This is a genomic window from Agrococcus phoenicis, assembly GCF_047302415.1.
In the GTDB taxonomy this organism is placed as follows: domain Bacteria; phylum Actinomycetota; class Actinomycetes; order Actinomycetales; family Microbacteriaceae; genus Agrococcus.
Window position 1 is genome coordinate 2,151,184 of the sequence record NZ_CP154854.1, and the last position, 26,012, is coordinate 2,177,195.

Here is a 26,012-nt window from a genome sequence, read left to right on the forward strand (position 1 = left end):
CGCGCTCAGGGCACGCGGTGCAGCCACTCCTCGGTGCCGAACTTGGTGCGGATCCGCTCCTCGGCCTCGGCGAGCTCGGCCGGCGTGAGCGCGCCCTCCGCACCGCCGAACAGGCGCCGGAAGGTGGCCTTGAGCGCATCCTGCACCGCAGCCTTCTCCATGCCCGTCTGCGACTTGAGCGGGTCGACGCGCTTCTTCGCGCTCGTGGTGCCCTTGTCGCTCAGCTTCTCCTTGCCGATGCGCAGCACCTCGGTCATCGTGTCGGCGTCGATGTCGTAGGACATCGTCGCGTGGTGCAGCACGGCGCCGGAGGCGAGGCGCTTCTGCGCGGCGCCCCCGATCTTGCCCTTCGAGGAGGTGATGTCGTTGAGCGGCGCGTAGAACGCGTCGATGCCGAGCCCCTTGAGCGCCTCGATCACCCACGCGTCGAGGAACGCGTAGGAATCCTGGAAGCTCATGCCCGAGACGAGGTCGCCCGGCACAGTGAGCGAGTAGGTGATGGCGTTGTCGGGCTCGGAGAACATGGCGCCGCCACCGGTGATGCGGCGGAGCACGGGGATGCCGTGGCGCGCAGCCGCCTCGGGTTCGACCTCGTTCTTGAACGACTGGAAGGAGCCGAGGTAGACGGCCGGCCCCGCGAGGTTCCAGAAGCGCAGCGTCGGACCGCGGCGCCCCGCGCCGACCTCCTCGGTGAGCACCTCGTCGAGCGCCACGTGCACGATCGGCAGGCGCGGCTCGTCGTCGATGATCGTCCACTCGTAGTCGGCGAACGAGCTCGCGTGCTGCAGCGCCCGCCGGATTGCGACGCCGACCGACTCGGGCGTGAAGCCGAGCAGTGCCGCGTCGGCCGGCAGCGCCGCCGTGATCGCCTCGCCGATCTCGACCGCGGTCGCCGTCGTGGGCAGGCCGTTGACGGCGGCGTCGATCGCGCCGAGCGCCTCGTCGGGCTCGAGGAAGAAGTCGCCCGCGAGCCGGAAGCCGGCGATGCGGCCGTCCTGCTCCTCGAGGTCGACCACCACGAGCTTGCCGCCGGGGACCTTGTACTCGCCGTGCATGAGCCCAGCCTACGACGCGCTCCGCCGGGCCGCGCAGGCTCGCGGGACGGCCCGCCGGTCTGGCTACCGCTCGGCGCGCGGCGGCGCGAGCCGCTCGTCGAGCCAGCCGACGATGTCGTCGAGCACCTTCGCCTTGTTGATCTCGTTGAGGATCTCGTGGCGGGCGCCCGGGTAGACCGTCACGGTCACGTCGGTGAGACCGGCGCGGCTGCGGTAGGCCTCGCCGAGGCGCTGCAGCGACTTCGTGCCGCCGAGCGAGTCGTCGGAGCCGCCCGCGATGAGGACGGGGAGGTCGCTGCGGATGCGACGGGAGGGCACGCCGTAGAGCCGGGCTCCTTCGATCGGCCCGAAGAGCTGCAGGGGCTTGGCAGGGAAGGTCAGCGGATCCGCCACGAACGCGTCGATCACCGCTTGGTCGCGCGAGAGCCACTCGTAGCCGGTCTCGCCCAGGTGCGTGTGGCGGGCGTTGAGGTCGCCCGCGTTCATCCAGCCCGGCATGCGGTAGGCGGTGCCGGAGAGGACGGCGGCGTCGACGAGCGAGGCATGGCTGTTGAGCAGCAGCTGGGTCGAGATGGAGCCCCACGAGTGCCCGAGGATCGCCACCGGCAGCGCCGGGTGCTCGCCGCGGATGCGCCGCAGGGCGCTCGCGAGATCGCCGACCACGGCGCGCATGCCGCCCGGGCCGAGCTTGCCGAGCTGCGCGAGATCGCCGCCGTGCTGCTCGATGCCCGTCGCGCCGTGCCCGCGCTGATCCAGCGCCCACACCGCGTAGCCGGAGGCGACGAGCCGCTGCGCCACGTGCTCGTAGCGCAGCGCGTGCTCGCCGAGGCCGTGGGCGATGAGCACGACGGCCTTCGGCTTGCCCGGCTTCCACGTGTAGACGTGGATGTTCACGCCCTGCAGGTCGACGAAGGTCGACTCGGCGCGGATGGCGGTGAACTTGGGCATGGTGCGATTTTAGAACGCTGTCGCGGTGGCCGCGAGCCGCTGGGCGAGATGGCGTCCCGTGAGCGAGTCGCCGGGATCGGCCGCGAGCGCCGCCGGGGTGCCCTCGAAGACGACCCGCCCGCCCTGCGCGCCGGCTCCCGGGCCGAGGTCGATGATCCAGTCGGCGCGCGAGACGACGTCGAGGTTGTGCTCGATGACGATGACCGTGCGACCGGCGTCGACGATGCGCTCCAGCAGCCCGATCAGGTTGTCGACATCGGCCATGTGCAGGCCGGTGGTCGGCTCGTCGAGCACGATCACGCGCGCGGTCGTGCCCATCTCGATCGCGAGCTTCAGCCGCTGGCGCTCACCGCCCGAGAGCGTCGTGAGGGTCTGGCCGAGCGTGATGTAGCCGAGGCCGACGTCGACGAGGCGGCCGAGCATGGGCGCCACCTGCTTCTCGGTGAAGAAGGCGGCGGCCTCCTCGATCGACATGTCGAGCACATCGCCGATCGACGCCCCGCGCAGCTCGTACTCGAGGACCTCCGCGGTGAAGCGTCGCCCGCCGCACAGCTCGCACGGCGTGGAGACGCCGGCCATGAACGCGAGGTCGGAGAAGATGACGCCGAGCCCCTTGCACTCGGGGCACGCACCCTCCGAGTTGGCGCTGAAGAGCGCCGGCTTGACCTGGTTCGCCGTGGCGAACGCCTTGCGGATGGGTTCGAGGATGCCCGTGTAGGTTGCCGTGTTGGAGCGGCGCGAGCCCCTGATGATCGTCTGGTCCACGAAGGTGGCGCCGTCGCGCGGCAGCGAGCCGTGGATGAGCGACGACTTGCCCGAGCCCGCGACCCCCGTGACGGCCACGAGCACGCCCGTCGGCACATCCACGTCGACGCCCGTGAGGTTGTGGGAGCGCGCGTCGCGGATCTCGATGCGCCCCTGCGGCTCGCGCACCGCCGCCTTGATCTGCTGGCGGTGCTCGAGGTGCCCGCCCGTGCGGGTGCCGGAGGCACGCAGCTCGTCGAAGGTGCCCTGGAAGACGACGGTGCCGCCGTTCGTGCCGGCACCCGGCCCCATGTCGACGATCCGGTCGGCGATCGCCATCACCTCGGGCTTGTGCTCGACGACGAGCACGGTGTTGCCCTTGTCGCGCAGGCGTTGCAGCAGGCCGTTCATGCGCTCGACGTCGTGCGCGTGCAGGCCCGCGGTCGGCTCGTCGAAGACGTAGGTGACGTCGGTGAGGGCCGACCCGATGTGGCGCACCATCTTGGTGCGCTGCGCCTCGCCGCCCGAGAGCGACCCAGCGGGGCGGTCGAGCGAGAGGTAGCCGAGGCCGATGGCGTCGAAGGTCTGGAGCAGCTCGACGAGCTTGGCGCGCAGCGGGGCGGTCGCGGCACCCCCGGCATCCCCGGGGATGCCGGCGACGAAGGGCGCGAGGTCGGTGAGCTGCATCGCCGTCGCCTCGGCGATCGTGACGCCCTGCACGCGCACCTCGCGGGCTGCCGCGTTGAGCCGGGAGCCCCCGCACGCCTCGCAGTCGCCGAAGGTGGCGGCCGCCTCGACGCGCGCCCGCAGCGCGGGCTTCATGGACTCGGGATCCTTCACGAAGACGCTCTTCTTGAGCTTCGGGATCAGGCCCTCGTAGGTCATGGTGAATCCCGCCAGGGCGACCTTGCGCTCCTCGCCGTGGAGGAACGTCTGCAGCTCCTCGTCGCTGTAGTCGGCGATGCGCTTCGCCGGGTCGAGGAGGCCCGACTCGGCGTAGAGCTTCCAGTACCAGCCGCCGACCTGGTAGTTCGGGAAGTCGATGGCGCCGCCCTCGAGGGACTTCGAGCGGTCGACGATCGCGTCGACGTCGATCGCCGAGACGCGGCCGAGCCCCTCGCACACGAGGCACATGCCGCGCGGGTCGTTGAAGGAGAACAGCACCGACGACTCGAGCCGCGGCGTGCCGACGCGCGACCAGAGCACGCGGAGCATCGTGTACGCATCCGTGGCCGTGCCGACGGTGGAGCGGGAGTTCGCGCCCATCTGGTCCTGACCGACGAGGATCGCGGCCGTGAGGCCCTCCAGGCTGTCGGCCTCCGGCTGCGGCACCTGCGGCATGAAGCCCTGCACGAACGCGTCGTACGTCTCGTCGATCAGGCGGCGCGACTCGGCCGCGATCGTGCCGAACACGAGGCTCGACTTGCCCGAGCCGGACACGCCGGTGAAGACGCTCAGCCGGCGCTTGGGGATGTCGACGTCGACGGACTGGAGGTTGTTCTCGCGCGCACCGCGGACGCTGATCTGCTCGGTCACGGCTCGACCGTACTCCGTGCCGCCCACGCGCGTGCGCTCAGTCGTGAGCGGCCTCCCGCTGCGCGCTGCCGCGGCGCGCAGCGCGCTGGCGGGAGCGGCGCGCGAGGTGGAGCGCGGCGAGGGCGAGCAGGCCGCCGATCGCGGCGCCGACGGCGTTCGCCAGCAGGTCGCCGGTGGAGCACGAGCGGCCGATGGCGGGCACGAGCGCCTGCACCGCCTCGATGAGCGCCGACAGGAGCGCCCCCGCGGCGAAGCCGAGCAGCGCACCGGCGAGCGGCCGGCCGATCGCGACGCCCACGAGCAGCGCGAAGGGCACGAGCAGCACGACGTTGGCGAGCGGCTCGGGGGCGGTGAGCGACGCATCCCACTCGACGGCGCAGCCGACGTCGAGCTGGCGAGGGGTCGGCAGCAGCGTCAGCAGCAGCGTCGCGACGCCCGTCGCGACCGCGAGCGCCCAGGCCAGCCGCGGGCGCTGCGCGAGCCACCACGCAGCCGGCAGCCCGAGGGTCACGACGACCGCGAGCAGCACGCCGGCGAGCCACGGGTATGCGGCCAGGGTCGTCGAGAGCACAGCACGACGGTAGCGGCGCGGCTACGATCCGGGAGTGGACGCTCCGGCTCCGGTCGCGCGTCCCGCGCATCCCGCATCACCCGCATCCCGCACCACCCGCATCCCGCACCACCCGCACACGCACCACCCGCACACGCACCGAAGGGCGCCACGCTCATGGCCACCATGTTCCGCTGGACGAAGCGCGACGGCGCGCACCTGACCGCCTCCGACCTCGTGCTGCCCGAGGAGCGGCTCGGCTGGGGCCGCACGATCGGGCTCGGCATGCAGCACGTGGTCGCGATGTTCGGCGCCACCTTCCTCGTGCCGATCATCACGGGCTTCCCGCCCTCGACGACGCTGCTGTTCTCCGGCATCGGCACCATCCTGTTCCTGCTGATCACGAAGAACCGGCTGCCCAGCTACCTGGGTTCCTCCTTCGCGTTCCTCGCACCCGTCGGCGCGGCCACGGCGATGGGCGGCCAGGGCTTCGCGCTGGCCGGCATCGTGCTCACCGGGGCGCTGCTCGCGATCGTCGGCCTCGTCGTGCACCTCGCGGGCACCCGCTGGATCACGGTGCTCATGCCGCCCGTCGTCTCCGGCACGATCGTCGCGCTCATCGGCTTCAACCTCGCGCCGGCCGCCAAGGGCAACTTCGAGGAGGATCCGCTCCTGTCGATCATCACGCTCGGCGCGATCATCCTCACGGCCGTGCTCTTCCGGGGCCTCATCGGCCGCTTGGCGATCCTCGTGGGCGTCGTGGTCGGCTACGCCATCGCCGCCGTGCAGGGGAAGATCGACTGGGCCGCGATCTGGGACCAGCCGCTCGTCGGCCTGCCCGACTTCCAGACGCCCTCGTTCGACCCGGCGCTGCTGCCCTCGCTGCTGCTGTTCGTGCCCGTCGTGCTGCCGCTGATCGCCGAGAACCTCGGGCACGTCAAGGGCGTCGGCCAGCTGCTCGACCGCGACCTCGACCCGCTCGCCGGCCGCGCCCTCATGGCCGACGGCGGCGCGACCGTGCTCGCGGGCCTGTTCGGCGGCTCCGCGACCACCACCTACGGCGAGAACATCGGCGTCATGAGCGCGACCCGCGTCTTCTCCACCGCCGCCTACTGGGTGGCGGCGATCACCGCGATCCTGCTCGGGCTCAGCCCCATGGTCGGCGCCCTCATCTTCGCCGTGCCGGCGGGCGTGCTCGGCGGGGTGACGACCGCGCTCTACGGCCTGATCGGCATCATCGGCGTGCGCATCTGGATCGAGAACCGCGTCGACTTCTCGATCCCTCGCAACCAGTTCGCCGCGGGCGTCGGCCTCATCGTCGCGATCGCCAACTACACGCTCTCCGCGGGCGAGCTGGTCTTCGAGGGCATCGTGCTCGGCACGGTGGCGACCCTCGTGATCTACCACCTGATGGATGCGCTGGAGCGCCTCCGCGGGAGGGATGCGGCGGTGCGACCGGACCACGCGCCGCCCGCGCCCGACCCGGCCGAGTAGCGCGCCTCCGCCCGGCCCGCGGCGTCCGCGGCCCGCTCGTGCTGCGGACGCTGCGGCGCGGCCGCCGCCGCCCGTCAGAGCGAGTGCGCCAGCAGCTCGACCGCGATCACGGCGCAGCCGAGCAGCACGAGCACCGCGAGCAGCAGCACGCGCACGAGCAGTCGCACCCGCATGCGGCGCACGCCGAGCCAGCCGACGACGGCCAGCCACGCGATCAGCAGCCACGCGACCACCCGCAGCGCCGTCTCGACCGACCAGACGTCGAGCCCGGCGAGGCCGAGCGCCGCGAGCGGCACGAGCACGACCGTCGCGGCGCCGAGCGTCGCGGTGACCATGCGCCCGAGGTCTGCGCGCGCGGGCGGCTCCTGGTGCACGGCCAGGTGCGCGAGGAGCTCGGCGACGAAGGCCGCGAGCACGATGCCGCCGATCGCGATGCCGATCGTCAGCGCTGCGGCGCCCGCCGTCAGCTCGTGCGCGTGGCTCGCGGTCGCGATCGTCACCGCGAGCGCCGTGAAGGAGACGTAGACGCGCTCGCGGAGCGCGGCGGCGATGTGACGGCGCTCGGCCTCGTCCTGGCGGGGCGGGGTCACGGCGGCATGGTCTCGTGCGTGCATGGCGCTCAGCGTAGGGCCGCCCGCGCCGTGCGCGCGCGGGGTGCGCGCGGGGTGAGCGCCGCGTGCGGTCCGCGCGCGCCGCGGGGCGCCGCCGCGCAGCCGCGTGCCCGCACTGTCGCCCCGCGCATCCGCGTGCCATGGTTGGCCGCATGACAGGCGTCGAGCGCAACGGGTCGTGGCAGCGGGCATGAGCGCGCAGAGCCCCGGCCGCGTGCAGCGCACCTACTACGTGCTCGTGCTCGGCAACACGCTCGCGGCGTCGTTCATCTGGGGCATCAACACGCTGTTCCTGCTCGACGCCGGGCTCACGAACCTCGAGGCCTTCGCCGCCAACGCCTTCTACACCGTCGGCGTGCTCGTGTTCGAGATCCCCACCGGCGTCGTCGCCGACACGATGGGGCGGCGCTGGTCGTACATCCTGGGCTCGGCGACGCTCGCGGTGACGACCTGCCTCTACTGGCTCATGTGGCTGTGGCAGGCGCCCTTCTGGGCCTGGGCGCTCGCGTCGATGCTGCTCGGGCTCGGCTTCACGTTCTTCACCGGGGCGGTGGATGCCTGGCTCGTCGATGCGCTGCAGGCGACGGGCTACGAGGGGTCGCTCGAGCGGGTCTTCGGCCGCTCGGTGATCGTCAGCGGCGGCGCGATGCTCGTCGGCTCGGTGCTGGGCGGGGTGGTGGCGCAGCTGACGGACCTGGGGGTCCCCTTCCTCCTGCGGGCCGGGGTGCTCGTGGCGATGGTGGTGATCGCAGGACTCCTGATGCGCGACCTCGGCTTCACGCCCGACCGCAGCGAAGGACCGCTGCGCGCGACCCGCACGGTGCTGCGGGCGTCGCTGCGGCACGGGCTCGGCAACCCGCCCGTGCGGTGGCTGATGCTGGCGAGCCCCTTCACCGCCGGCGTCGGCTTCTACGCCTTCTACGCGCTGCAGCCCCATCTGCTGCAGCTGTGGGGCGACCCCGAAGCCTACTCGATCGCGGGCCTCGCCGCCGCGCTGCTGTCGGGCTCGGCGATGCTCGGCGGCTTCCTCGCACCGGTCGTGCGGCGGTGGTTCCGGAAGCGCACCTCGACGATCCTGCTGTCGACCGTCACGGGCGTCGTCGTGCTCGTGGGGCTGGGGCTCGTGCAGAGCTTCTGGGTCGCGGTCGCGCTCGTGGCGCTCTGGGGCGTCATGTCCTCGATCGACGACCCGGTGCGCCGCGCCTACCTCAACGACATGATCCCCGCGAAGCAGCGGGCGACGGTGCTGTCGTTCGACTCGCTGCTGGGCTCGGGCGGCAGCGCCATCGCGCAGCCCGTGCTGGGGCGCTCCGCCGACCTCGGCGGCTACGGGCTCTCGCTGCTGCTGAGCGGGGTCATCTCGGCTGCCGCGGTGCCCTTCGTGCTGCTGAGCCGGGCGCAGCGCTCGCCCGCCGATGCCGCGAGCGCCACGGGCGAGGGCCCGGCGGTCGACCCCGCGACCAACGTCTGAGCCCGCACGACCGACCTCCAACCGGCGTAGGAGCCCGTCGACCGGATCATCCGGTCGAACGGCACTGCCGCCGGTCGACCGGCGCGAGGTCTGCGCGACACTGCCGAGCTCAGGCGAAGCGAGCCGGGTCGAGGAAGCCGATGTCGGTGAACGGCGCCTCGTCGACCGCCAGCTGTGCGGCGAGCTCACCGAGCGCTGAGGCGTGCTTGAACGAGTGGCCCGAGCAGCCGCCGGCGACGACGAGGCGGTCGGATGCGGCGGTGCCGGACGCCTCGCGACCCACGGCCGGCGCGCGACCCACGACGAACTGCCCGTCGGGCGTGTGCGCCATGATGCAGGTCGTCAGCTCGGCCGGCACGGGGTCGAGGTCGGCGAGGGCCGCGGCGACGGAGGCGCTGATGCCTTCGGTCTCGCCCGGGTGGATCTCGCGATCGATCGCGTCCGGGTCGTCGGCGTCGAAGGGCCCGTCGAACTCGGGCCCCACCTTCGCAAGGTCGCCCGGCAACGCGCCGTGACCCCAGATCCAGGTCGGCTCGTCGGCTCCGGTGCCCGGCACCGATCGGATGAACACCGGCAGCCGCTCGACGGATGCGTCGTGGCCGTCGCGAGCGCGGAACCAGGTCATCACCACGCGGTGCGGCGTGATCGGCAGCCCGGGCACGAGCTGCGGCAGCCACGGCCCGGCGGAGACGACGACCCGCCGCGCGCGCACCTCGTCGTGCGCGAGCCGCACGGTGACGCCCTCGGCGTCCGCCTCGATGGCGAGGACTCGCTCGCCGGTGCGGATGCGGGCGCCGGCGGCGCGCGCCGCATCGACAGCCGCGACGATGGCGGCTTCCGGCCGCAGCACACCGGCCTCCGGATCCCACAGCCCCACGTCGCCCGGGTCGAGGCGCGCGTGGCCCGGCATCCGGTCGGCGATCGCGTCGGCGCTCAGCTCCTCGACGGGCAGCGCGTGCGCCGCAGCCGCCGCGAGCGTGCCCTCGATGATGCGCGAGCCGGGTCGTCCGATCATGACGGCGCCGGTCTCGAGCAGCAGCGACTCGCCGCTCGCCGCCTCGAGCTCCCGCCACAGCTCGCGCGCCCGACGCGCGATGGGGGTCAGGCCCGGATGCTCGAGGCACGCGACGCGGAAGAGGCGCGTGCGTCCGTGCGAGCCGCCCCACGGGTGCCCCGGCTCGTGCTGGTCGATGCCGAGCACCGAGGCACCGCGCGCGGCGAGCCGCCACGCGGTGCTCGAGCCGATCGCACCCAGCCCCACCACCGCGACATCCGCGTCGAACCCGCTCTCCGCACCCGCGCTCATGCCGCCACGCTACGCGAGCGTGCGCACTCGCCCGGGCAGCTGGTCGTCCACCGCTCCCCAGCGCATCGACCCACCGATAGCCAGGGAGAGAGCGCAGGAATAGGCTGGGGGTACACGCCGTTGCACTCTTTGTTCAACTTTGAAAGATTCGTCGGCGACGGAAGGACCACCCGTGAGCAGCATGCAGTTCGGCATCTTCTCGGTGAGCGACCTCACCCAGGATCCCACCACCGGCCGCACCCCCACCGAGCACGAGCGCATCACGGGCTGGGTCGCGATGGCCAAGAAGGCAGAGGAGGTCGGGCTCGACGTCTTCGCCGCGGGTGAGCACCACAACCCGCCGTTCTTCTCCTCCTCCCCCACCACGACGCTCGCCTACATCGCCGCCCAGACCGAGCGCCTCATCCTCTCGACCGCGACGACCCTGATCACGACGAACGACCCGGTGAAGATCGCCGAGGACTTCGCGATGCTGCAGCACCTCAGCGACGGCCGCGCCGACCTCACGCTCGGCCGCGGCAACACCGGCCCCGTCTACCCGTGGTTCGGCAAGGACATCCGCGACGGCATGGAGCTCGCGATCGAGCACTACGCGCTGCTGCACAAGCTCTGGCACGAGCCGGTCGTCAACTGGCAGGGCAAGCACCGCACCCCGCTGACCGGCTTCACCTCGACGCCCGCGCCGCTCGACGGCGTCGCGCCCTTCGTCTGGCACGGCTCGATCCGCTCCCCGCAGATCGCCGAGCAGGCGGCGTACTACGGCGACGGCTTCTTCCACAACAACATCTTCTGGAACAAGGAGCACACCGAGCGCATGGTGCGGCTCTACCGCTCGCGGTTCGCGCACTACGGCCACGGTGAGCCCGAGCAGGCCTTCGTCGGCCTCGGCGGCCAGGTCTTCATGAAGTCGACCGAGCGCGAGGCGAAGGAGCGGTTCCGCCCCTTCTTCGACGTCGCGCCCGTCTACGGCCACGGACCGAGCCTCGAGGAGTTCACCGAGGCGACGCCGCTCACCGTCGGCACGCCCGAGCAGGTCATCGAGCGCACGCTCTCGTTCCGCGACTACGCCGGCGACTACCAGCGCCAGCTGTTCCTCGTCGACCACGCCGGACTGCCGCTCGAGGAGGTGCTCGAGCAGATCGAGATCCTCGGCACCGAGGTCGTGCCGGTGCTGCGCCGCGAGTTCGACCTGCTGCGGCAGGACGGCGTGCCGGATGCGCCCACGCACGCCGCGCGGGTCGCGGCAGCCCGCGCGGCGGGCACGCAGCTCGGCGAGCAGGGCCGCGCCTGGCAGGCGCAGAGCGCGCGCACCGACCTCGACACGGGTGCGGCGATCGCGCGACAGGACTCGGAGCGGGTGGCGGGCGCGGCGTGAGCAACCCGCGCATCGCCGTCGTCTCCGCGGGGCTCGGCGAGCCCTCGAGCACGAAGCTGCTGGCCGACCGGCTGCGCGACGCGACCATCGCGGCGCTGACCGCGCACGGCCAGCACGCCGAGTCCGCCGACGTGACGCTGCGCCCCCTCGCCCAGGACATCGCGAGCCACATGCTCACGCACAACCCGAGCGAGGCGCTCGCCGCGGCGATCAGCGAGGTGGTCGACGCGGAGGCCATCATCGCCGTCACCCCCACCTTCAACATGAGCTACTCGGGGCTGTTCAAGTCCTTCTTCGACGTGATCGAGGAGGGGCAGCTGGCCTCCATCCCGACCGCGCTCGGCGCGACCGGAGGCTCCGCTCGCCACTCGATGGTGATGGACACCGCGATGCGCCCGATGTTCGCCTACCTGAAGGCGCAGGTCGTGCCGACGGGCGTCTTCGCGGCGAGCGAGGACTGGGGGACGACGGCGGGCCTCGAGCGGCGCATCGCCCGCGAGGGGCAGGAGCTCGCCGACCTCATGGTGGCGATGCCCCGCCGCCGCGAGGCCGACCCCTTCGACACCGAGGGCGAGGCCTTCGTGTCGTTCGAGCAGATGCTGGGGCACGCATGAGCTCGCGCGAGCTGGCCGTGCGCGCCTGGCGCGGCTACATCGAGGGCTCGCAGCTGCTCACGAACGAGCTCGAGCGCCGACTCAAGGCCTCGAGCGGGCTCGACCTGGGTGACTTCAACGTGCTGCTGCTGCTCTCGGAGGCCGAGGGACTGCGCATGCGCATGGGCGACCTGGCGCGCGCGCTCGCCTTCGCGCCGGGCCGGCTCACCTACCGCGTCACCGCGCTCGAGCGGGAGGGCCTCGTCGCACGAGAGCCGAGCCGGAACGACCGGCGCGGCACCGATGCGGTGCTCACCGACGCGGGGCGCACGCGGCTGCGCCGGGCGCGCCCGGTGCACGCCCGCCACGTCGACGACCTCTTCCTGGACGGGCTCGACGAGGAGGCGCTCGCGGTGCTCGACCGCGTCTTCGGCCCGCTGCGCGCGCGCCTGCTCGACGAGTGTCGCACGGCGGAGCAGGGCTGAGCGCACCCTCGTCCTGGGAGCTCCACCGGACCGAGCCCCGAGACGGGGCACGGAGCTGGGGTCGCGACGAGGCCCGAAAGGGCCTCGTCCTCGGAGCTCCACCGGACCGAGCCCCGAGACGGGGCACGGAGCTGGGGTCGCGACGAGGCCCGAAAGGGCCTCGTCCTCGGAGCTCCACCGCTCTGCGGCGTGTCCCAGCCGCCCACTGCGACGATGGTCGGGTGCTGGAGCAGCGACTGCTGGAGAAGGCGATCGGGCACCCCGGTCGCCTCGTCTCCGCCGAGCCCTTCGGCGAGGGCCGCATCGCGCGCTTCACCGTCGACGACGGCGCCGCGAGGGTCGAGTGGTTCGTCGACACGTCGCGCCAGGCGGTGGCGAAGGAGACCGGCTTCGTCATCCGCGACCGCGCCGGCGCCGTCGTCGCGCGCATCTGGGAGCATCCGCTCGACCCACGGCTGCCCGCGCTGCGCACGGCGCTCGACCCGGAGCGGCTCGCCCGCATCGCCGCGGCGGGCGGCAGCACCCCCGGCCCCATCGAGGCCCGCGTGCTCGCCTACCGCCCCGGTCGTCGCGCGGTGGTGCGGATGACGCAGCTCGGCAGGCACATGTTCGTCAAGGTCGTGCGGCCGGGCGAGGCCGAGGACCTGGCGACGATCCACCAGGCCTGCCGCGACGCCGGCGTGCCGGCACCGCGGGTCGTGCACTGGTCGCGCGCGGGTGCGCTCGTCGTGCGAGATGCCGCGGGCACGCCGGGTCCCGTCGTCGCGGCGACCATGGCGCCGGAGGCGCTGCTCGACGCCACCGACGCGCTGCGCGAGCAGCTGCTGGGCGTGCGCACGCACCGCGTCGCGCGGGCGTCGGTCGGCAGCCGCCTCGACTGGCACGTCGAGCGCCTCGCGGCTGCGCTGCCCGAGCAGCGGCACGAGGTGCTCGAGCTGTCGGCGGCCCTCGTGCCGCACCTGCGGCGCGTCGGACCGCCGCGGGTGATCCACGGCGACCTGCACATCGGGCAGCTCTTCTTCACCGACGGCGCCGTCTCGGCCGTGATCGACGTCGACACCGCGGGGCTCGGCGACCCGAGCGACGATGCCGCCGCCTTCATCGGCCACGCCACCGCGAGCGCCGTGCGCAACGAGGTCGCCGGGCGCGACGCCGACGCGGCGCTGCTGCGCGAGCTGGTGCACGCGGCGAGCGACCGCTGGCTGCGCGACGCGCACACCACCGCGCTCGCAGCGCTGCACATGATGGGCCACGGGATCCGGGCCGCCGAGCGCTCGACCGGAGCGGCAAGCCTCCTGCTGCGGCGAGCGCGCGTCACGGCGGGCATCCAGCGCTGACACCGGCGCGCTGACGGCGCCGCTGCCCTCGACCGTCAGACCAGTCGGTAGCCCATGCCGCGCACCGTCTCGATGCGGTCGGCGCCGAGCTTGTTGCGCAGGTAGCGGATGTAGACGTCGACGACGTTGGAGCCCGGGTCGAAGTCGTAGCCCCAGACGCGCGAGAGCAGCTGCTCGCGCGAGAGCACCTGGCCGGCGTGGCGCACGAGCTCCTCGGCGAGCGCGAACTCGCGGCCGGAGAGGTCGACCGCGCGCCCGTCGACCGTCGCCCGTCGGGTGCGGATGTCGAGCTCGAGCCCCTGGTGGGCGAGCCCGCTCGTCGGCGCGGTGCTCGCGGCGGCGCTCGTCGCCATGCGCAGCCGCACGCGCGCCAGCAGCTCGTCGAAGCGGAACGGCTTCGCCATGTAGTCGTCGGCGCCGCCCTCAAGCCCCGCGACCGTGTCGGCGCCGCCCGCGCGGGCGGTGAGGATGATGACGGGCACCGTGGAGCCCGAGCCGCGCAGCTGCGCCAGCACCTCGAAGCCGTCGATGCCCGGCAGCCCGATGTCGAGCACGAGCAGGTCGAACTCGTCGGTGAGGGCGAGGTCGAGCGCCTCGGGCCCGGTGGTCGCCACGCGGGTCGTGTAGCCGGAGGCCTGCAGGCCCTTCTCGACGAACGACGCGATGCGCGCCTCGTCCTCGGCGATCAGGATCGATGCCATGGCTGCTCCTTTGCCTGGTTCGGGCGTGCGGCAGGGGCCGCCGCGGGGTCGGCGGTGCGTGCGGCGGCCTGGTCGTCACCGTGCTGCTGCGCCTGTGCCTGTGGCTGCGGCTGCTGCTGCGGGGCGTCCTCGACCACCACGGCGCCTGGCAGCGTCACGATGAACTCCGAGCCGCGTCGAGGTGCCTCCTCGCCCGCCTGGCCGCTCCACGCATCCGCCACCCATGCCCTGCCGCCGTGCGTCTCGGCGATGAGCTGCACGATCGCGAGCCCCAGGCCCGAGCCGTCATCGCCCCGCCCCTCGGCGGGGCCGCGGCGGAAGCGCTCGAAGATCGCGCCCTTCAGCTCGTCGGGCACGCCGGGGCCGCTGTCGCGCACGAACAGCTCGATGTCGCGACCGCGCGAGCGCGAGCCGATCGAGATGGGCCCGTCGGCATGCCGGATGGCGTTGGCGGCCAGCTGCAGCATCGCCTGCGTGATGCGGTCGGGGTCGAGGAGCGCGGTGACGGGCGCGCTCACGACGGCGTCGTCGATCGCGGCGACGCCCGCGGCCTCGGTCCCCGGTGCGCGGATCGCGCGCGCCTTCGCCGCGATCGACTCGGTGAGCGCCCGCAGGTCGGTGGGGCGGATGTCGAAGGCGCTGGGATCCCGCAGGCGGGCAGCCGCGCGCAGGTCGTCGACGAGCCGCGCCATGCGGTCGAGCTCGTCGATCGCGAGGTCGCGCGTCGCGGCGACGTCGGCCGGGTCGTTCGGGTCGACGAGCTCGAGGTGGCCGCGCACGATCGTGATCGGGGTCTTCAGCTCGTGGCCCACATCGCGCAGCAGCTCGCGCTGGCTGTCGAGCGCGCCGCCGAGCCGGTCGAGCATGCGGTTGACCGTGCGGGCGAGCTGCGAGACGTCGTCGCGGCTGTCGCCGACCGGGATCCGGTCGGAGAGGTTCGCGGCGGAGGAGCGCTCGGCGACCGCGTTCATGCGGCGCACCGGCCGCAGCAGCCGGCCGGAGACCCACAGCGACAGGAAGAAGGCACCGACGACCGCCGCGAGGCCGGTGATCAGGTAGACGCGGGCGGCGTCGTCGATCTCCGCGAGCTCTCCCGCGATGTCGTAGCCCGTGACGAAGATCGCGCTCGGCGGCACCGCGGTGTCGACCTCGCCGACCGTGACGGGCGCGGCGAGGTATCGCACGCTCGTGCCGTCCTCGTGCACGTAGGTGCCCATGACGGTCTCGTGCTCGGCGGTCTCCGCGACGATGCGATCGACGAAGCCCGGCAGCGCCTCGAGCTGCACGTCGGTCTGGATGCCCGGCACGAGCGCGGGCCGGCCGTCGACGATGCCGAGCGTGCCGGTGTTGTCGTCCGGCGCGAGGCGCTGCACGACGGCGCTGAGCGCATCCTCTGCCGACGCCCACCCCTCGCTGGGGTCCGCGACCGTGTAGCTGCCGGAGTCGAGGGCCGTCCGCAGGTTCGCGTCGATCTGCTCGACGACGCGGGAGCGCTCGACGACGTACGCGACCACGCCCGCGGCCAGCACCGACACGAGCGTCAGCACCGTCAGCAGCAGCACGATGCGCGAGCGCACCGTCCAGGTGCGCAGGCGCGGCAGGGCTCCGTCGGGCATGCGCCCCATTCAACCCTGCCGCGCCCGCTCGCCGGCGGCAGGTGAGAGAACCCTCACATCGCAGGCGCGCAGCCCCGAGATCTGCTGTGATCGAGGGGTGGACGATTCGACGCCTCCGCGCGCGCCGCGCCCGGCACCCCCCTCGGTCGAGGAGCAGATGCTGCGCGACGCCCTCGGCGACGACCTGGGCGGGCCGCTGCGCCTGCTGAGCCGCGAGCCCTCCGGCTCGGGCGCCCTCACCGGCTTCGAGGAGGGCAGCGAGCCGAAGCGCTACTGGTACGTCGACACCTCCGGCAAGCGCGTCGACGCCGAGACGGGCTTCGTGCTCGGCGACCCCCAGCGGCCCGAGGCGCGGATCTGGCTGCATCCCGCCGACCCTCGGCTGCCGGCGCTGGCGCCGGCGAGCTTCCCCGACGCCGCCGCGACGCTCATGGGCAGGCTCGGCGTGAGCATCGACCGCGTGCCGGAGCTGCTCGTCTACCGGCCCGGCAAGCGCGCGATGTTCAGGATGCGCGCGGGCGCGCGGGACACGTACCTCAAGATCGTGCGCCCCGACGCATCGTCGTCGATCGTGGCGCTGCAGGAGGCGCTGCGCGGCGGCGGGGTGCCCGTGCCGCCCATCACCGGCTGGTCGGAGCTCGGGATCGTGCTCACCGAGACGGCCACGGGCGCGCCGATCACCTCGCGGCTCGACGCGCTCGACCCCGAGCGCCTGCTCGACTCGATCGAGTCGCTGCGCGCCGCGATGGCGGCGGTCGACACCGGGCGGGATGCGCGCCCCTCGCTCGCGCTGCGCCACGGCTGGTACACGGATCGCATCGCCGCGGCACTCGGGCGAGCGATCGTGGACCGCGCCGCCGCGGGCAGCGCCTCCGCGAGCGCCGGCGCCTCGGATGCCGAGGTGGCGGCGCTCACCGATCCGCTCGCGCTCGTGACCGGCATGGTCGCGTCGGTCGAGGCCTCCGACCTCGTCGTGGACGAGGCGGTGCGATGCACCGTGCACGGCGACCTGCACGTCGGGCAGCTGTTCGTGGACGAGGGCGACGCGAGCGCGATCTCCGGCGTCATCGACATCGACACCGCGGGGCTCGGCGATCCGGCAGACGACGAGGCGGCCTTCATCGGTCACCTGGTGGCGTCGATCGCGCTCGCGCGCGGCGATGCGGCGCGCGCGGCGGGGTTCACCCGCCTGCTCGATGCGGCGGTCGACCGCTGGCTCGCCCCTGAGCGCCCCGGCGCGCGGCGCGTCGCGCACCGCACGGCCGTGCACGTGCTCGCGCACGCGCTCGCGCCCATCGAGCGCGGCGACCTCGAGACGGCGGCGGCGCAGCTCGCCATCGGCGCCCGCATCCTGCAGCCGAGCCTCGGGGTCGATGCTCGACGCAGATGAGAGAGCTCTCATCTGCGGCTCCTGCGCGCCTCACGCTCCGTCGTCACGCTGGGGGCATGAAGCGCAGCCAGTGGGTCCTCGTCGGTTCGGCCGGCCTCCTCAGCGTCGGCGCCATCGGCCTCGGCGCGGTGAGCCTCGCCAACGCGATGAGCGTGCAGGATGCCAGCGGCACCCCGGTCACCGGCAGCCAGATCCGCGGGCACGCGGCCGGCGGCGACAGCCTCGAGGCCGCCGGCATCGTGCTGAAGTCGGGCAGCGACATCCTCGCCCCGACCCCCACGTCGGCCCCCACGGCGACCGCGGCCTCCGCGCCGGCCGCCTCCAGCGCGCCCGCCCCTGCGCCTGCGCCCGCACCCGCGCCTGCGCCTGCTCCCGCTCCCGCGCAGCAGGAGGCGCCCCGCCCGGTGCCGGCGCCAGCACCCGTCGCGCCGGTCGGCTCGGCATCTGCCGCCTCGGCGGCCTCCGGCGCCTCCGCCGCATCCAGCGACTGACGCGGACGCGGCGCGCGGAGCGCGCACCAGGGGTCGTGAGATAGACTAACGACATGGCCATCATCGCGCTCGCAGACTCCCTCCGCGTCGCGCTCGTGCGCCTCGGCCGGCGCATGCGGAAGGAGCGCACCGACGAATCGCTGTCGATGCACCACCTCTCGGCGCTCGGCACCATGCAGCAGCTCGAGGAGCCGACGCTCGCGCGCATCGCCGCCGCCGAGTGCGTGAAGCCGCCCAGCATGGTGAAGACGCTGCAGCACCTCGAGGACCTCGGCTACGTCGAGCGCAGCCCGCACCCGAGCGACGGGCGCATGGTGGTGCTGCGCATCAGCGACAAGGGCGAGCAGATGATCGCCTCGATGCGCGAGCAGCGCAACCGCACGCTCGCCGAATCGCTCGCGAAGCTCACGCCCGACGAGCGCGAGATCCTCGCCAAGGCCGTCCCCCTACTCGAGCGGCTGGCAGAGCAATGATGTTCCGGAGCCTGCGGCTGTTCAACTACCGCACCTGGTTCGTCGGCGCCCTCATCTCCAACGTCGGCGCATGGATGCAGTCCACGGCGCTGTCGTGGACGGTGCTGACCGTCCTGACCGCGAACGACGCCACCGCCGTCGGCCTCAACATGGCGCTGCAGTTCGGGCCGCAGCTGCTGCTCGTGCCGATCTCCGGCCTCATCGCCGACAAGTACGACCGCCGCAAGGTGCTCGCGGTCACGCAATCCGCGATGGGCGTGCTCGCGCTCGCGCTCGGCATCATCGTCACGACCGGCATCGTCGAGCTCTGGCACGTGCAGGTCTTCGCGCTCATGTTCGGCGTCGTGCAGGCCTTCGACATGCCCGCTCGACAGGCGTTCGTCTCCGAGCTCGTCGGCCAGACCGACATCGCCAACGCCGTCGCGCTGAACTCCGCCTCGTTCCACGGCGCGCGCCTGATCGGCCCCGCCGTCGCCGGCCTGCTCATCGCGCTGGTCGCCCCCGGGCCCGTCTTCCTCATCAACGCGCTCACGTTCGTCGCCATGCTCGTCGCGCTCGCGCGCATCCGCCCCACCGAGCTGCAACCGGCGCCGCGCGGCGCGAAGGGCTTCGGCGACATCGTGCAGGGCTTCCGGTACGTGAAGAAGCGCAAGGATCTGCTCGTCATCTTCGTGATGGCCTTCATCCTCGGCACGTTCGGCCTGAACTTCCCCATCTACATCTCCACCATGACGTCGATCGAGTTCCAGGCGGAGGCCGACACCTTCGGCATCCTCTCGAGCGCGATGGCGATCGGCTCGGTCACCGGCGCGCTGCTGTCGGCGCGCGCCTCGCGCCCGCGGTGGACGGCGATCGTCGGCGGCATCGGCATGTTCGTGATCGCCTGCGCGCTCGCCGCCTGGACCCCCAACATCTGGCTCTTCGGAGCCGCGCTCGCGATCGCGGGCTTCACGGCGCAGCTGTTCATGACGAACGCGAACTCCATGGTGCAGCTCACCTCCGCCCCCGAGGTGCGCGGCCGCGTGATGGCGCTCTACGGTGCGGTCTTCATGGGCGGCACCCCCATCGGCGCCCCCATCGTCGGATGGGTGGCGGATGCGTTCGGCCCCCGCATGGGCATCCTGGTCGCGGCGGGCACCTGCCTGGCCGCGTTCGTGATCGGCGGGATCTACTGGATCCGCGTGCGTCGCAGCGACCGCATGACGCGCACCGGCACGCTGACGCTGCCGCCTGCCACCGAGTCGGTCGACATCGTCAAGTAGGGGGAGCCATGGGCAGCGCACGAGAGGTCGAATCGGTCTGGGACTACCCGAGGCCGCCACGCCTCGAGCCGAGCGACGAGCTGGTGCGCGTCGTCCTCGGCGGCGAGGTCATCGCGACGAGCCGGCAGTCGCTGCGGGTGCTCGAGACGAGCCATCCGCCGACCTACTACCTGCCGCGCTCGGCGTTCGTCGACGGCGCGCTCACCAGCGCACCGGGCGCGAGCATGTGCGAGTGGAAGGGGCGCGCGAGCTACCTGACCGTCTCGGGCGGCGGCCGCTCCGCCGAGGCCGCCGCGTGGACCTACCCGACGCCCAGCCCGGGCTTCGAGGCGCTCGTCGACCACGTCGCGCTCTACCCGGGCCGCATGGATCGCGTCGAGGTCGACGGCGAGGTCGTCGAGCCGCAGCCCGGCGGCTTCTACGGCGGCTGGATCACCTCGCGCGTGACGGGGCCGTTCAAGGGCGCGCCCGGCACGATGGGCTGGTAGCGGCGACGCGCTGCACGCCCGCCGCTCCGCGGCGCCCGCTGCCGAGGCGGGCCAGCCGAAGCGGGGCCAGCCGAAGCGCGACCCCGTGCGCGCAGTTCGACCCGGTGCACCAGGTCGGACGTGGCGCAACCGGTCCGACATCTGTCGGAGAGCCCTGCTGGAGCCCACCCAGCGCTAGCGTTGCGGCATGTCGCAGGCCATCCGCTACAGCTCGACGACCCTGGCATGCCCGCGACCAGCGATGCTGGCGGCCTTCTCCGCCGACATCACGGGCGGCACGGTCCCGCCGCTTCGAGCACCAGCCCAACGCCGCGCACTGCCTGGTGTTCGCCGATCCTGCCGGCCATCCGTTCTGCCTGAGCCTCATCGACGAGGTCGGCTGACCCTCGGCCCGCACCCGGGACGACCTCGGTGTGCCGCTACTCCTTGTGGCCGAGCTTGATCGCCTCGAAGACGAGGCGCACGATCAGCAGCACGAGGAACGCGCCGAAGATGATGGATGCGGTGCGCGGGTCGAGCGCGATGGCCGCGGCCGCGCCGAGGGCCGTCGTGACGCACGCCGCCACGCCGACGATGAGGGCCGCGATCAGGTCGACGTTCTTGCGACGCAGGTTGCCGATCGTGCCCGAGAGCGCGGTGGGGATCATCATCGCGAGCGAGGTGCCCTTGGCGACCACGTCGCTCTGCCCGAACAGCAGGATCAGCATCGGCACGATCACGATGCCGCCGCCCACGCCGAGGATGCCCGAGAGCACGCCCGTCACGAAGCCGAGCACCACGAGCCCGATGATCGGCAGCACGTCGAGCTCGAGCTGCGCGTCGCGCGAGGGCACCACGAGGAAGAGGCTGACGGCGACCGCCGCGAGGAAGACGATGAAGGCCCACCGGATCGCGAGCACCGGCAGCCGGTGCAGCAGGTGGGCGCCGAGCTGGGCGCCGACGACCGATCCGACGACCAGGATCAGGGCGACGAGCCAGTCGACCTGCCCGACCGCTGCGTAGCTCGCGACGCCGACGAGCGCCGCCGGCACGATCGCGCCGAGCGAAGTGCCCGCGGCGAGCTTGCGCGGGAACTTCGCCAGCAGCACCAGCAGCGGCACGATCACGATGCCGCCGCCGATGCCGAACATGCCCGACAGGAAGCCCGACAGCAGGCCGATGCCCACCAGCGCCCAGATCGGTCTGCGGTGCTCGGTCTCGGCGTGCTCAGTCACTCGTCCATCCTGCCGTGTTGGGGCGCATCCGCTCGCCACTCACCTGCGGGAGGCGCCACTCAGCTGCGGGAGGCGCCACTCACCTGCGGGAGGCGCCACTCACCTGCGGGAGGCGCCGCTCAGCGGCGGGGGGGGCGCCACTCGGTGGTGGCGGCGGAGGCAGGGGGCGGGGGCTACCGCGCGGTGACCGAGCCGAAGCGGCTCGCGATGGGGGTCAGCAGCGCCGGCCGGGCCAGGAGCAGCGCCCCGACCACGACGAGCATCGAGCCTGCGAAGAACGCGAAGCCGAGCCAGTCGTCGGCGTCGCGCGCCGCATAGATGTGGTTGAGGTTGCGCAGCGCCCCGGTGGTCAGCACCAGCAGCACGTGCACCACGATGAACACGACGAAGTACAGCATCGTCGGGAAGTGCACGGCGCGCGCCCACTCGATCGGGTAGGCGCGGTTCAGCCGCTCGGCGCCCTTCGGCCACCAGGTGCTCATGCGCAGGCCGGTGATGATCGCCAGCGGCGCAGCGATGAACACCGTCGCGAAGTACGCGAGCTGCTGCAGCGCGTTGTAGTTCACCCAGCCGTCCTCGACCGGCCAGTCGAGCGTCGCGTACTGCAGCGCGGCCGAGATCGCGTGCGGCACGACCTCCCAGCTGGTGGGCACGATGCGCATCCACTGCCCGGTGGCGAAGAGCAGCACGACGAAGACGAGGCCGTTGACGATCCACAGCACGTCGACGCTCGTGTGCAGCCAGACGGTCAGCGAGACCTTCGCTCCCGTGCGCTTCGACGTGAAGTAGGCGGGCGGCTTCCGCTCGGCTCGCACCTGCAGGCCCGAGCGGATGATCAGCGCGATCAGCAGCACGTTGAAGAAGTGCGACCACCCGAGCCACGCGGGCAGGCCAACGGGCGCACCCTCGGGCAGCGGAGGGGTGCCGTGGTACTGCTCGACGAAGGCCGCGACGGGCTCGAGGCCGGTGACCCAGCGGGCGAGCGCCACGACGATCGTCGCGAGGCCCACCACCGCGAGCGCCACCAGCACGCTGGCAGCGACCCACTCTCGACGGGTGGTCGGGCGGATGCCGGCCGCGGCGGGTGCGGTCGCAGCGGGCTTCGCGGTGGGCGCCTTCGTGGCCGCGGGCTTCGCGGTGGGCGTCTTCGTGGCCGCCGGCCTCGCGGTGGACGGCGTGGCCCGAGCGGGCTCGGCAGCCGCGCCCGCGGGCGCGGCGGGCCCTGCGGCGACGGGTTCGGGGGCGGCCGGCTCGCGGGCGGCTAGGCCGACGGGCGCCGGTTCCGGAGCGGCCGGTTCCGGAGCGGACGGCTCGACGGAAGCCGGTTCCGGAGCGGCCGGGTCGACGGGCGCTGGCGCGGGAGACGCGGGCGCCGCCGCGGAAGGCGCGGGCGCCGCCGCGGTCGGCTCGGCGGGCGCAGGGCCGGGAGCCGCGGCCGGCTGAGCCGGCACCGGCTGGGGCGCCACGGGCTCGCCGGCGGCGGCGTGCTGCGGGGCGTCGGCAGCAGCAGCGACGGGCGCCGTCGACTCGACCCTGGGATCGGCGCCGGTCGAGGCGAGCGGTGGCGCTGCCGCCGCCGGCGGCCACGGCTCACCGCCCGCGATGCGAGGCAGGCCTCGGCGGAGCGCGGGGGCCGCTCCGGGCGCGCTCGATGCGCGGGACTCCGATGCGGACTCCGGCGCGACTTCCGGCGCGGACTCCGGCGCAGAGCTCCGCGAGGGCGCTCGCCCAGAGGTCGGCGTGGGTGCCGTCGCCGCCTCCTGCTCCGCGGGCGCCGCTGCGGGATGCGCCTCGGGGCTCGTGCTGGCGCGCTCGCCGCTCGTCGCCGCGTGGGCGGCGACGTCGCCTCCGGGCCCCGGCGCCGCGGACGAGGTGCCTGTGCTCCGCTGGCCCGGCGCTGCTGCACCGTGCGCGTCGCCCTGGGCGACGGCCTGAGCGACCGCCTGGGATGGCACCTGGGCGACGACCCCGGCCGCCGGCCAGGGCTCGCCTCCGGCGACGCGCGGCAGGCCGCGACGGAGCGTCACCGAGGCTGCCGCGGTGCCCGCGCCTCCTGCGGTGGTCTGCTGCGACGTCAGCGCATCGTCGGCGCTCGGCGCAGCGACCTCCCCGGCGGCGGGACTCGGCGCCGCGAGGCTGGCCGCAGGCGGCGGCTCGGGGAGCGCCTGGCTGTCCTGGTCGCTCGCCGACGGGCGGTTGGGCTCGGCCGCAGGATCGGTGTCGGCCGGTGACGCCTGGGCGAGGGCACCGGGCGCCGCAGAGGGCGCCGCAGAGGGCGCCGCAGCGGGCGCCGCAACAGCGGTCGCAGCAGCGGGCGCCGGCGCGAGGGCCGGGACGACGCCCTCTGGCGGCCAGGGCTCACCGCCGGGCGTGCGCGGCAGCCCGCGGCGCAGCGTGCCGGTGGGAGCCTGACCGTCGGTCACCGCTACGACCTCCGTGCCTCGAGCGCCGCGATCAGCTGCGGCACGATCGAGAAGAGGTCGCCCACGACGCCGAGGTCGGCCACCTCGAAGATGGGGGCGCTCGGATCCTTGTCGATCGCGATGATCGTCTTCGCCGTCTGCATGCCGGCCCGGTGCTGGATCGCGCCGGAGATGCCGAGGGCGACGTAGAGGTCGGGCGACACCGACGTGCCGGTCTGGCCCACCTGCATCGACTGCTCCACGTATCCCGCGTCGACGGCCGCGCGCGAGGCGCCGACGGCCGCGCCGAGCGCATCGGCCAGCTGCTCGACGAGCACGAACTGCTCCTTCGATCCCAGGCCGCGGCCACCGGCGACGACCTTCTTCGCTGCCCGCAGATCGGGGCGGGTGGAGACCTGCTGCACCGGCTCGAAGCCCTGCACGACAGCGGCCGGCCGGCCTGAGGCCTCGACCGCGAGCTCGCTCACCTGCGCCGAGGCGGCCTCCGCACGGGTGTCGATCGACCCCAGCCGCAGCGTCACGACGAGCGGCCCGAAGGTCGCCGCCGACGTCACGGCGTAGGCGCCGCCGTAGACGCTGTGGTGCGCCACGAGACCCTCGTCGTCGCGCTCGAGCCCGATCGCGTCGACCGCGATCGGCGCCCGCAGGCGCGCGGCGAGGCGACCGGCCGCATCCGTGCCCTCGATCGAGTGCGGCACCAGCACCGCCTCCGGCGCCACGCGCGCGACCGCCGCGGCCGCCGCGTCGACGACGGGAACGCCGAGCTGCGTCGCGTCGACGGCGGCGGTCAGCACCTCTGCGGCGCCGAGCGCAGCGGCGCGCTCCGCCAGCTGCGGCAGCGCCTCGGCCGGAGCGATCACGACGGCGACGGGCGTGCCCACGGCAGCGGCGGCGCCGAGCGCCTCGGCCGCGCCGTCGGCGAGCTCGGGGCTGTCGCCGGAGATGGCGAGCAGCAGCGTCAGGATGTTCGGCATGTCGGGGCTCCTCAGACCAGTCGGCGATCGGCGAGGAACGCGGCGATCCGCTCCCCCGCGTCGCCCTCGTCGGTGATGATCTCGCCCGCCTCGCGCGGCGGGCGCGCGGCGACGGCGGTCATGATGGATCGCGGCGCCGCCGTCTCGTCGACCTCGACCTCGAGGTCGTCGAGCGAGAGCACCTCGAAGGGCTTCTTCTTCGCGCCCATGATGCCCTTGAGCGCCGGGAAGCGCGGGTCGGGCATGCGCTCGCTGATCGAGACGACCGCGGGCAGCGGCGCGGTGACCGTCATCGTGCCGCCGTCGGTCGCGCGGGTGCCCTGCACCGCATCCGCCGTGATCTCGATCGTCTCGAGCCGCGTGATGGCGGGCAGGCCCAGCAGCTCGGCGAGCATCGAGGGCATGACGCTGCCGCTGCCGTCGGTCGAGCCATTGCCGGTCATGACCAGGTCGAAGCCGGTGCGGGTGAGCGCGGCGGCGAGCACCTCGGCGGTGCGCACCATGTCGGCCCCCGCGAGCCGCTCGTCGGTGACGTGCACCGCGGAGCCGGCGCCCATCGCGAGCGCCTTGCGCAGGGTCGCCTGCGTGTCGGCCGGCGCCATGGACATGACGACGACCTCGACGTCGGCGGCGGATTCCGCGTGCCGGATCGCCGTCTCCACGGCGCGCTCGGTGATCTCGTCGAGCACCGTCTCGCTCGCAGCGCGGTCGGCGAGGCCGGTCTCGAGGTCGAGCACCCGGTCGCCGTAGGTGTCGGGCACGGGCTTGATGAGCACGACGATCTTCATCGGCGGGCTCCCTTCTGGGGGTGGGGCGCGGTCGTGGTGGGGTGCGCGGCTGGCGCTACGGTGAAGCGGGACGAGGAGGAGCGGATGAGCGAGCCGACCAGGGCCGATCGACCGGTGCGCACCGAGCGCCCTGCCCAGATCGACCCGATCGCCGAGGCCCGGCGCCAGTGGCTCGACCACGGATGGGCGGACGCGGCGCCCGGGATGACGCTCGTCACCTCGGTGAACCGGGCGCAGCAGCTGCTCGAGGCGCGGGTCGAGGGCGTGCTGCGGCCGTTCTCGCTGTCGTTCGCCCGCTTCGAGGTGCTGCGGCTGCTCGCGTTCACGCGAGAGGGCCGCATGCCCATGCAGTCCGCAGTGCGGCGGCTGCAGGTGCACCCCACGAGCGTGACGAGCACCGTCGACCGTCTCGTGCGCGACGGGCTGGTGACGCGCGAGCGGCATCCCACGGACGGCCGGGCGACGGTGCTGACGCTGACGGATGCGGGGCGCGCGCTCGTCGAGCGGGCCACGGCCGCGCTCAACGAAGAGGCGTTCGCCGAGACCGGGCTCGAGGCGGAGGAGCTCGCGGAGCTGGTGCGGATCATCGCGCTGCTGCGGAAGCGGTCGGGCGACTTCGAGGATCCGCGGCCGGCGCCGGAGCCGCTGTAGGGCTTCGACGCGCTGTGCGCCCGGCGGGCGCGCAGC

At 73.5% G+C, this 26,012-nt stretch carries 24 protein-coding genes; 12 read left to right on the forward strand and 12 right to left on the reverse strand.

Annotation, left to right across the window (positions count from 1 at the left end):
- Positions 1-5 precede the first annotated feature (5 nt).
- From AA0Z99_RS10320 to AA0Z99_RS10335, 4 genes are all read right to left on the reverse strand, one after another.
- The gene (locus AA0Z99_RS10320; RefSeq protein WP_413317043.1) at positions 6-1,055 is read right to left on the reverse strand and encodes a biotin/lipoate A/B protein ligase family protein; all 1,050 of its coding nucleotides are present in this window, start codon (positions 1,053-1,055) and stop codon (positions 6-8) included.
- A 63-nt stretch (positions 1,056-1,118) separates the two neighbouring features.
- The gene (locus AA0Z99_RS10325; protein ID WP_413317045.1) at positions 1,119-2,003 is read right to left on the reverse strand and encodes an alpha/beta fold hydrolase; all 885 of its coding nucleotides are present in this window, start codon (positions 2,001-2,003) and stop codon (positions 1,119-1,121) included.
- 9 nt (positions 2,004-2,012) lie between these two features.
- Positions 2,013-4,283, reverse strand: coding sequence for an ATP-binding cassette domain-containing protein (locus tag AA0Z99_RS10330; protein WP_413317047.1), 2,271 nt, complete (start codon positions 4,281-4,283; stop codon positions 2,013-2,015).
- Positions 4,284-4,320: 37 nt separating this feature from the next.
- A complete protein-coding gene (locus AA0Z99_RS10335) occupies positions 4,321-4,854 on the reverse strand; it encodes a VanZ family protein (protein WP_413317049.1) in 534 nt (177 codons plus the stop codon).
- Between the two features lie 156 nt (positions 4,855-5,010).
- Between AA0Z99_RS10335 and AA0Z99_RS10340 the strand changes: the two genes are divergently transcribed.
- Complete coding sequence (locus tag AA0Z99_RS10340) at positions 5,011-6,327, forward strand: uracil-xanthine permease family protein (protein WP_413317050.1); 1,317 nt, start codon at positions 5,011-5,013, stop codon at positions 6,325-6,327.
- 74 nt (positions 6,328-6,401) lie between these two features.
- Here the strand turns inward: AA0Z99_RS10340 and AA0Z99_RS10345 are convergent, their stop codons facing one another.
- Entirely contained in the window at positions 6,402-6,941 is a 540-nt protein-coding gene (locus AA0Z99_RS10345; RefSeq protein ID WP_413317052.1) for a hypothetical protein, read from the reverse strand.
- A gap of 187 nt (positions 6,942-7,128) precedes the next feature.
- On the opposite strand from AA0Z99_RS10345, the gene AA0Z99_RS10350 reads away from it, so the two are divergent.
- Complete coding sequence (locus tag AA0Z99_RS10350) at positions 7,129-8,409, forward strand: MFS transporter (RefSeq protein WP_413317054.1); 1,281 nt, start codon at positions 7,129-7,131, stop codon at positions 8,407-8,409.
- A 109-nt stretch (positions 8,410-8,518) separates the two neighbouring features.
- Here the strand turns inward: AA0Z99_RS10350 and solA are convergent, their stop codons facing one another.
- Positions 8,519-9,715: an N-methyl-L-tryptophan oxidase gene (gene solA / locus AA0Z99_RS10355; RefSeq protein ID WP_413317056.1), complete on the reverse strand. Its 1,197-nt coding sequence runs from the start codon at positions 9,713-9,715 to the stop codon at positions 8,519-8,521.
- A gap of 181 nt (positions 9,716-9,896) precedes the next feature.
- Here solA and AA0Z99_RS10360 point away from each other — a divergent pair, with 181 nt between their 5' ends.
- From AA0Z99_RS10360 to AA0Z99_RS10375, 4 genes are all read left to right on the forward strand, one after another.
- Positions 9,897-11,090 (forward strand): LLM class flavin-dependent oxidoreductase, encoded by a 1,194-nt coding sequence (locus AA0Z99_RS10360; protein ID WP_413320838.1) that lies wholly within the window; start codon positions 9,897-9,899, stop codon positions 11,088-11,090.
- A complete protein-coding gene (locus AA0Z99_RS10365) occupies positions 11,087-11,704 on the forward strand; it encodes an FMN reductase (protein WP_413317058.1) in 618 nt (205 codons plus the stop codon). Before AA0Z99_RS10360 ends, AA0Z99_RS10365 begins: the two co-directional genes overlap by 4 nt.
- On the forward strand, positions 11,701-12,168 hold the full coding sequence (locus AA0Z99_RS10370) for a MarR family winged helix-turn-helix transcriptional regulator (protein ID WP_413317060.1): 468 nt from the start codon (positions 11,701-11,703) through the stop codon (positions 12,166-12,168). The genes AA0Z99_RS10365 and AA0Z99_RS10370 overlap by 4 nt, the downstream gene beginning before the upstream one ends.
- A 221-nt stretch (positions 12,169-12,389) precedes the next feature.
- The gene (locus tag AA0Z99_RS10375) at positions 12,390-13,505 is read left to right on the forward strand and encodes an aminoglycoside phosphotransferase family protein (RefSeq protein ID WP_413317062.1); all 1,116 of its coding nucleotides are present in this window, start codon (positions 12,390-12,392) and stop codon (positions 13,503-13,505) included.
- A 35-nt stretch (positions 13,506-13,540) separates the two neighbouring features.
- Here AA0Z99_RS10375 and AA0Z99_RS10380 read toward each other — a convergent pair whose 3' ends face one another.
- Both AA0Z99_RS10380 and AA0Z99_RS10385 read right to left on the reverse strand, forming a co-directional pair.
- Positions 13,541-14,206, reverse strand: coding sequence for a response regulator transcription factor (locus AA0Z99_RS10380; RefSeq protein ID WP_413317064.1), 666 nt, complete (start codon positions 14,204-14,206; stop codon positions 13,541-13,543).
- Positions 14,191-15,822 carry a sensor histidine kinase gene (locus AA0Z99_RS10385; protein ID WP_413317066.1) on the reverse strand — a complete coding sequence of 544 codons (1,632 nt, stop codon included), beginning with the start codon at positions 15,820-15,822 and terminating at the stop codon, positions 14,191-14,193. The genes AA0Z99_RS10380 and AA0Z99_RS10385 overlap by 16 nt, the downstream gene beginning before the upstream one ends.
- A gap of 157 nt (positions 15,823-15,979) precedes the next feature.
- Between AA0Z99_RS10385 and AA0Z99_RS10390 the strand changes: the two genes are divergently transcribed.
- Genes AA0Z99_RS10390 through AA0Z99_RS10410 form a run of 5 tightly spaced genes read left to right on the forward strand, consistent with a single transcriptional unit; the run spans position 15,980 to position 19,926 of the window.
- Positions 15,980-17,212, forward strand: a complete 1,233-nt coding sequence (locus AA0Z99_RS10390) for a phosphotransferase (protein ID WP_413317068.1) — start codon at positions 15,980-15,982, stop codon at positions 17,210-17,212.
- Positions 17,213-17,268: 56 nt separating this feature from the next.
- Positions 17,269-17,703, forward strand: a complete 435-nt coding sequence (locus AA0Z99_RS10395) for a hypothetical protein (protein WP_413317070.1) — start codon at positions 17,269-17,271, stop codon at positions 17,701-17,703.
- Positions 17,704-17,756: 53 nt separating this feature from the next.
- Positions 17,757-18,176, forward strand: coding sequence for a MarR family winged helix-turn-helix transcriptional regulator (locus AA0Z99_RS10400; protein ID WP_413317072.1), 420 nt, complete (start codon positions 17,757-17,759; stop codon positions 18,174-18,176).
- A complete protein-coding gene (locus AA0Z99_RS10405; protein ID WP_413317074.1) occupies positions 18,173-19,438 on the forward strand; it encodes an MFS transporter in 1,266 nt (421 codons plus the stop codon). The genes AA0Z99_RS10400 and AA0Z99_RS10405 overlap by 4 nt, the downstream gene beginning before the upstream one ends.
- An 8-nt stretch (positions 19,439-19,446) precedes the next feature.
- Positions 19,447-19,926 carry a DUF427 domain-containing protein gene (locus tag AA0Z99_RS10410; protein WP_413317075.1) on the forward strand — a complete coding sequence of 160 codons (480 nt, stop codon included), beginning with the start codon at positions 19,447-19,449 and terminating at the stop codon, positions 19,924-19,926.
- Positions 19,927-20,345: 419 nt separating this feature from the next.
- Here the strand turns inward: AA0Z99_RS10410 and AA0Z99_RS10415 are convergent, their stop codons facing one another.
- The 4 genes from AA0Z99_RS10415 to AA0Z99_RS10430 form a co-directional block, all read right to left on the reverse strand.
- Complete coding sequence (locus AA0Z99_RS10415; protein WP_413317077.1) at positions 20,346-21,140, reverse strand: sulfite exporter TauE/SafE family protein; 795 nt, start codon at positions 21,138-21,140, stop codon at positions 20,346-20,348.
- Positions 21,141-21,313: 173 nt separating this feature from the next.
- Complete coding sequence (locus AA0Z99_RS10420; RefSeq protein WP_413317079.1) at positions 21,314-23,563, reverse strand: cytochrome b/b6 domain-containing protein; 2,250 nt, start codon at positions 23,561-23,563, stop codon at positions 21,314-21,316.
- Positions 23,564-23,565: 2 nt separating this feature from the next.
- The gene (locus AA0Z99_RS10425; protein ID WP_413317081.1) at positions 23,566-24,537 is read right to left on the reverse strand and encodes an electron transfer flavoprotein subunit alpha/FixB family protein; all 972 of its coding nucleotides are present in this window, start codon (positions 24,535-24,537) and stop codon (positions 23,566-23,568) included.
- 11 nt (positions 24,538-24,548) lie between these two features.
- Positions 24,549-25,325 carry an electron transfer flavoprotein subunit beta/FixA family protein gene (locus AA0Z99_RS10430; RefSeq protein ID WP_413317083.1) on the reverse strand — a complete coding sequence of 259 codons (777 nt, stop codon included), beginning with the start codon at positions 25,323-25,325 and terminating at the stop codon, positions 24,549-24,551.
- Between the two features lie 84 nt (positions 25,326-25,409).
- Between AA0Z99_RS10430 and AA0Z99_RS10435 the strand changes: the two genes are divergently transcribed.
- Positions 25,410-25,976: a MarR family winged helix-turn-helix transcriptional regulator gene (locus AA0Z99_RS10435; protein WP_413317085.1), complete on the forward strand. Its 567-nt coding sequence runs from the start codon at positions 25,410-25,412 to the stop codon at positions 25,974-25,976.
- Positions 25,977-26,012: the final 36 nt, after the last annotated feature.

Excerpts from the sequence above, each read along its gene's own strand:
- AA0Z99_RS10410 (WP_413317075.1), top strand. The coding sequence starts at position 19,447 with ATGGGCAGCGCACGAGAGGTCGAATCGGTCTGGGACTACCCGAGGCCG.
- solA (WP_413317056.1), bottom strand. The coding sequence starts at position 9,715 with ATGAGCGCGGGTGCGGAGAGCGGGTTCGACGCGGATGTCGCGGTGGTG.
- AA0Z99_RS10345 (WP_413317052.1), bottom strand. The coding sequence starts at position 6,941 with ATGCACGCACGAGACCATGCCGCCGTGACCCCGCCCCGCCAGGACGAG.
- AA0Z99_RS10385 (WP_413317066.1), bottom strand. The coding sequence starts at position 15,822 with ATGCCCGACGGAGCCCTGCCGCGCCTGCGCACCTGGACGGTGCGCTCG.
- AA0Z99_RS10400 (WP_413317072.1), top strand. The coding sequence starts at position 17,757 with ATGGCCATCATCGCGCTCGCAGACTCCCTCCGCGTCGCGCTCGTGCGC.
- AA0Z99_RS10340 (WP_413317050.1), top strand. The coding sequence starts at position 5,011 with ATGGCCACCATGTTCCGCTGGACGAAGCGCGACGGCGCGCACCTGACC.
- AA0Z99_RS10380 (WP_413317064.1), bottom strand. The coding sequence starts at position 14,206 with ATGGCATCGATCCTGATCGCCGAGGACGAGGCGCGCATCGCGTCGTTC.
- AA0Z99_RS10360 (WP_413320838.1), top strand. The coding sequence starts at position 9,897 with ATGCAGTTCGGCATCTTCTCGGTGAGCGACCTCACCCAGGATCCCACC.
- AA0Z99_RS10435 (WP_413317085.1), top strand. The coding sequence starts at position 25,410 with ATGAGCGAGCCGACCAGGGCCGATCGACCGGTGCGCACCGAGCGCCCT.
- AA0Z99_RS10430 (WP_413317083.1), bottom strand. The coding sequence starts at position 25,325 with ATGAAGATCGTCGTGCTCATCAAGCCCGTGCCCGACACCTACGGCGAC.
- AA0Z99_RS10370 (WP_413317060.1), top strand. The coding sequence starts at position 11,701 with ATGAGCTCGCGCGAGCTGGCCGTGCGCGCCTGGCGCGGCTACATCGAG.
- AA0Z99_RS10390 (WP_413317068.1), top strand. The coding sequence starts at position 15,980 with ATGCTGCGCGACGCCCTCGGCGACGACCTGGGCGGGCCGCTGCGCCTG.
- AA0Z99_RS10395 (WP_413317070.1), top strand. The coding sequence starts at position 17,269 with ATGAAGCGCAGCCAGTGGGTCCTCGTCGGTTCGGCCGGCCTCCTCAGC.
- AA0Z99_RS10350 (WP_413317054.1), top strand. The coding sequence starts at position 7,129 with ATGAGCGCGCAGAGCCCCGGCCGCGTGCAGCGCACCTACTACGTGCTC.
- AA0Z99_RS10425 (WP_413317081.1), bottom strand. The coding sequence starts at position 24,537 with ATGCCGAACATCCTGACGCTGCTGCTCGCCATCTCCGGCGACAGCCCC.
- AA0Z99_RS10405 (WP_413317074.1), top strand. The coding sequence starts at position 18,173 with ATGATGTTCCGGAGCCTGCGGCTGTTCAACTACCGCACCTGGTTCGTC.
- AA0Z99_RS10320 (WP_413317043.1), bottom strand. The coding sequence starts at position 1,055 with ATGCACGGCGAGTACAAGGTCCCCGGCGGCAAGCTCGTGGTGGTCGAC.
- AA0Z99_RS10325 (WP_413317045.1), bottom strand. The coding sequence starts at position 2,003 with ATGCCCAAGTTCACCGCCATCCGCGCCGAGTCGACCTTCGTCGACCTG.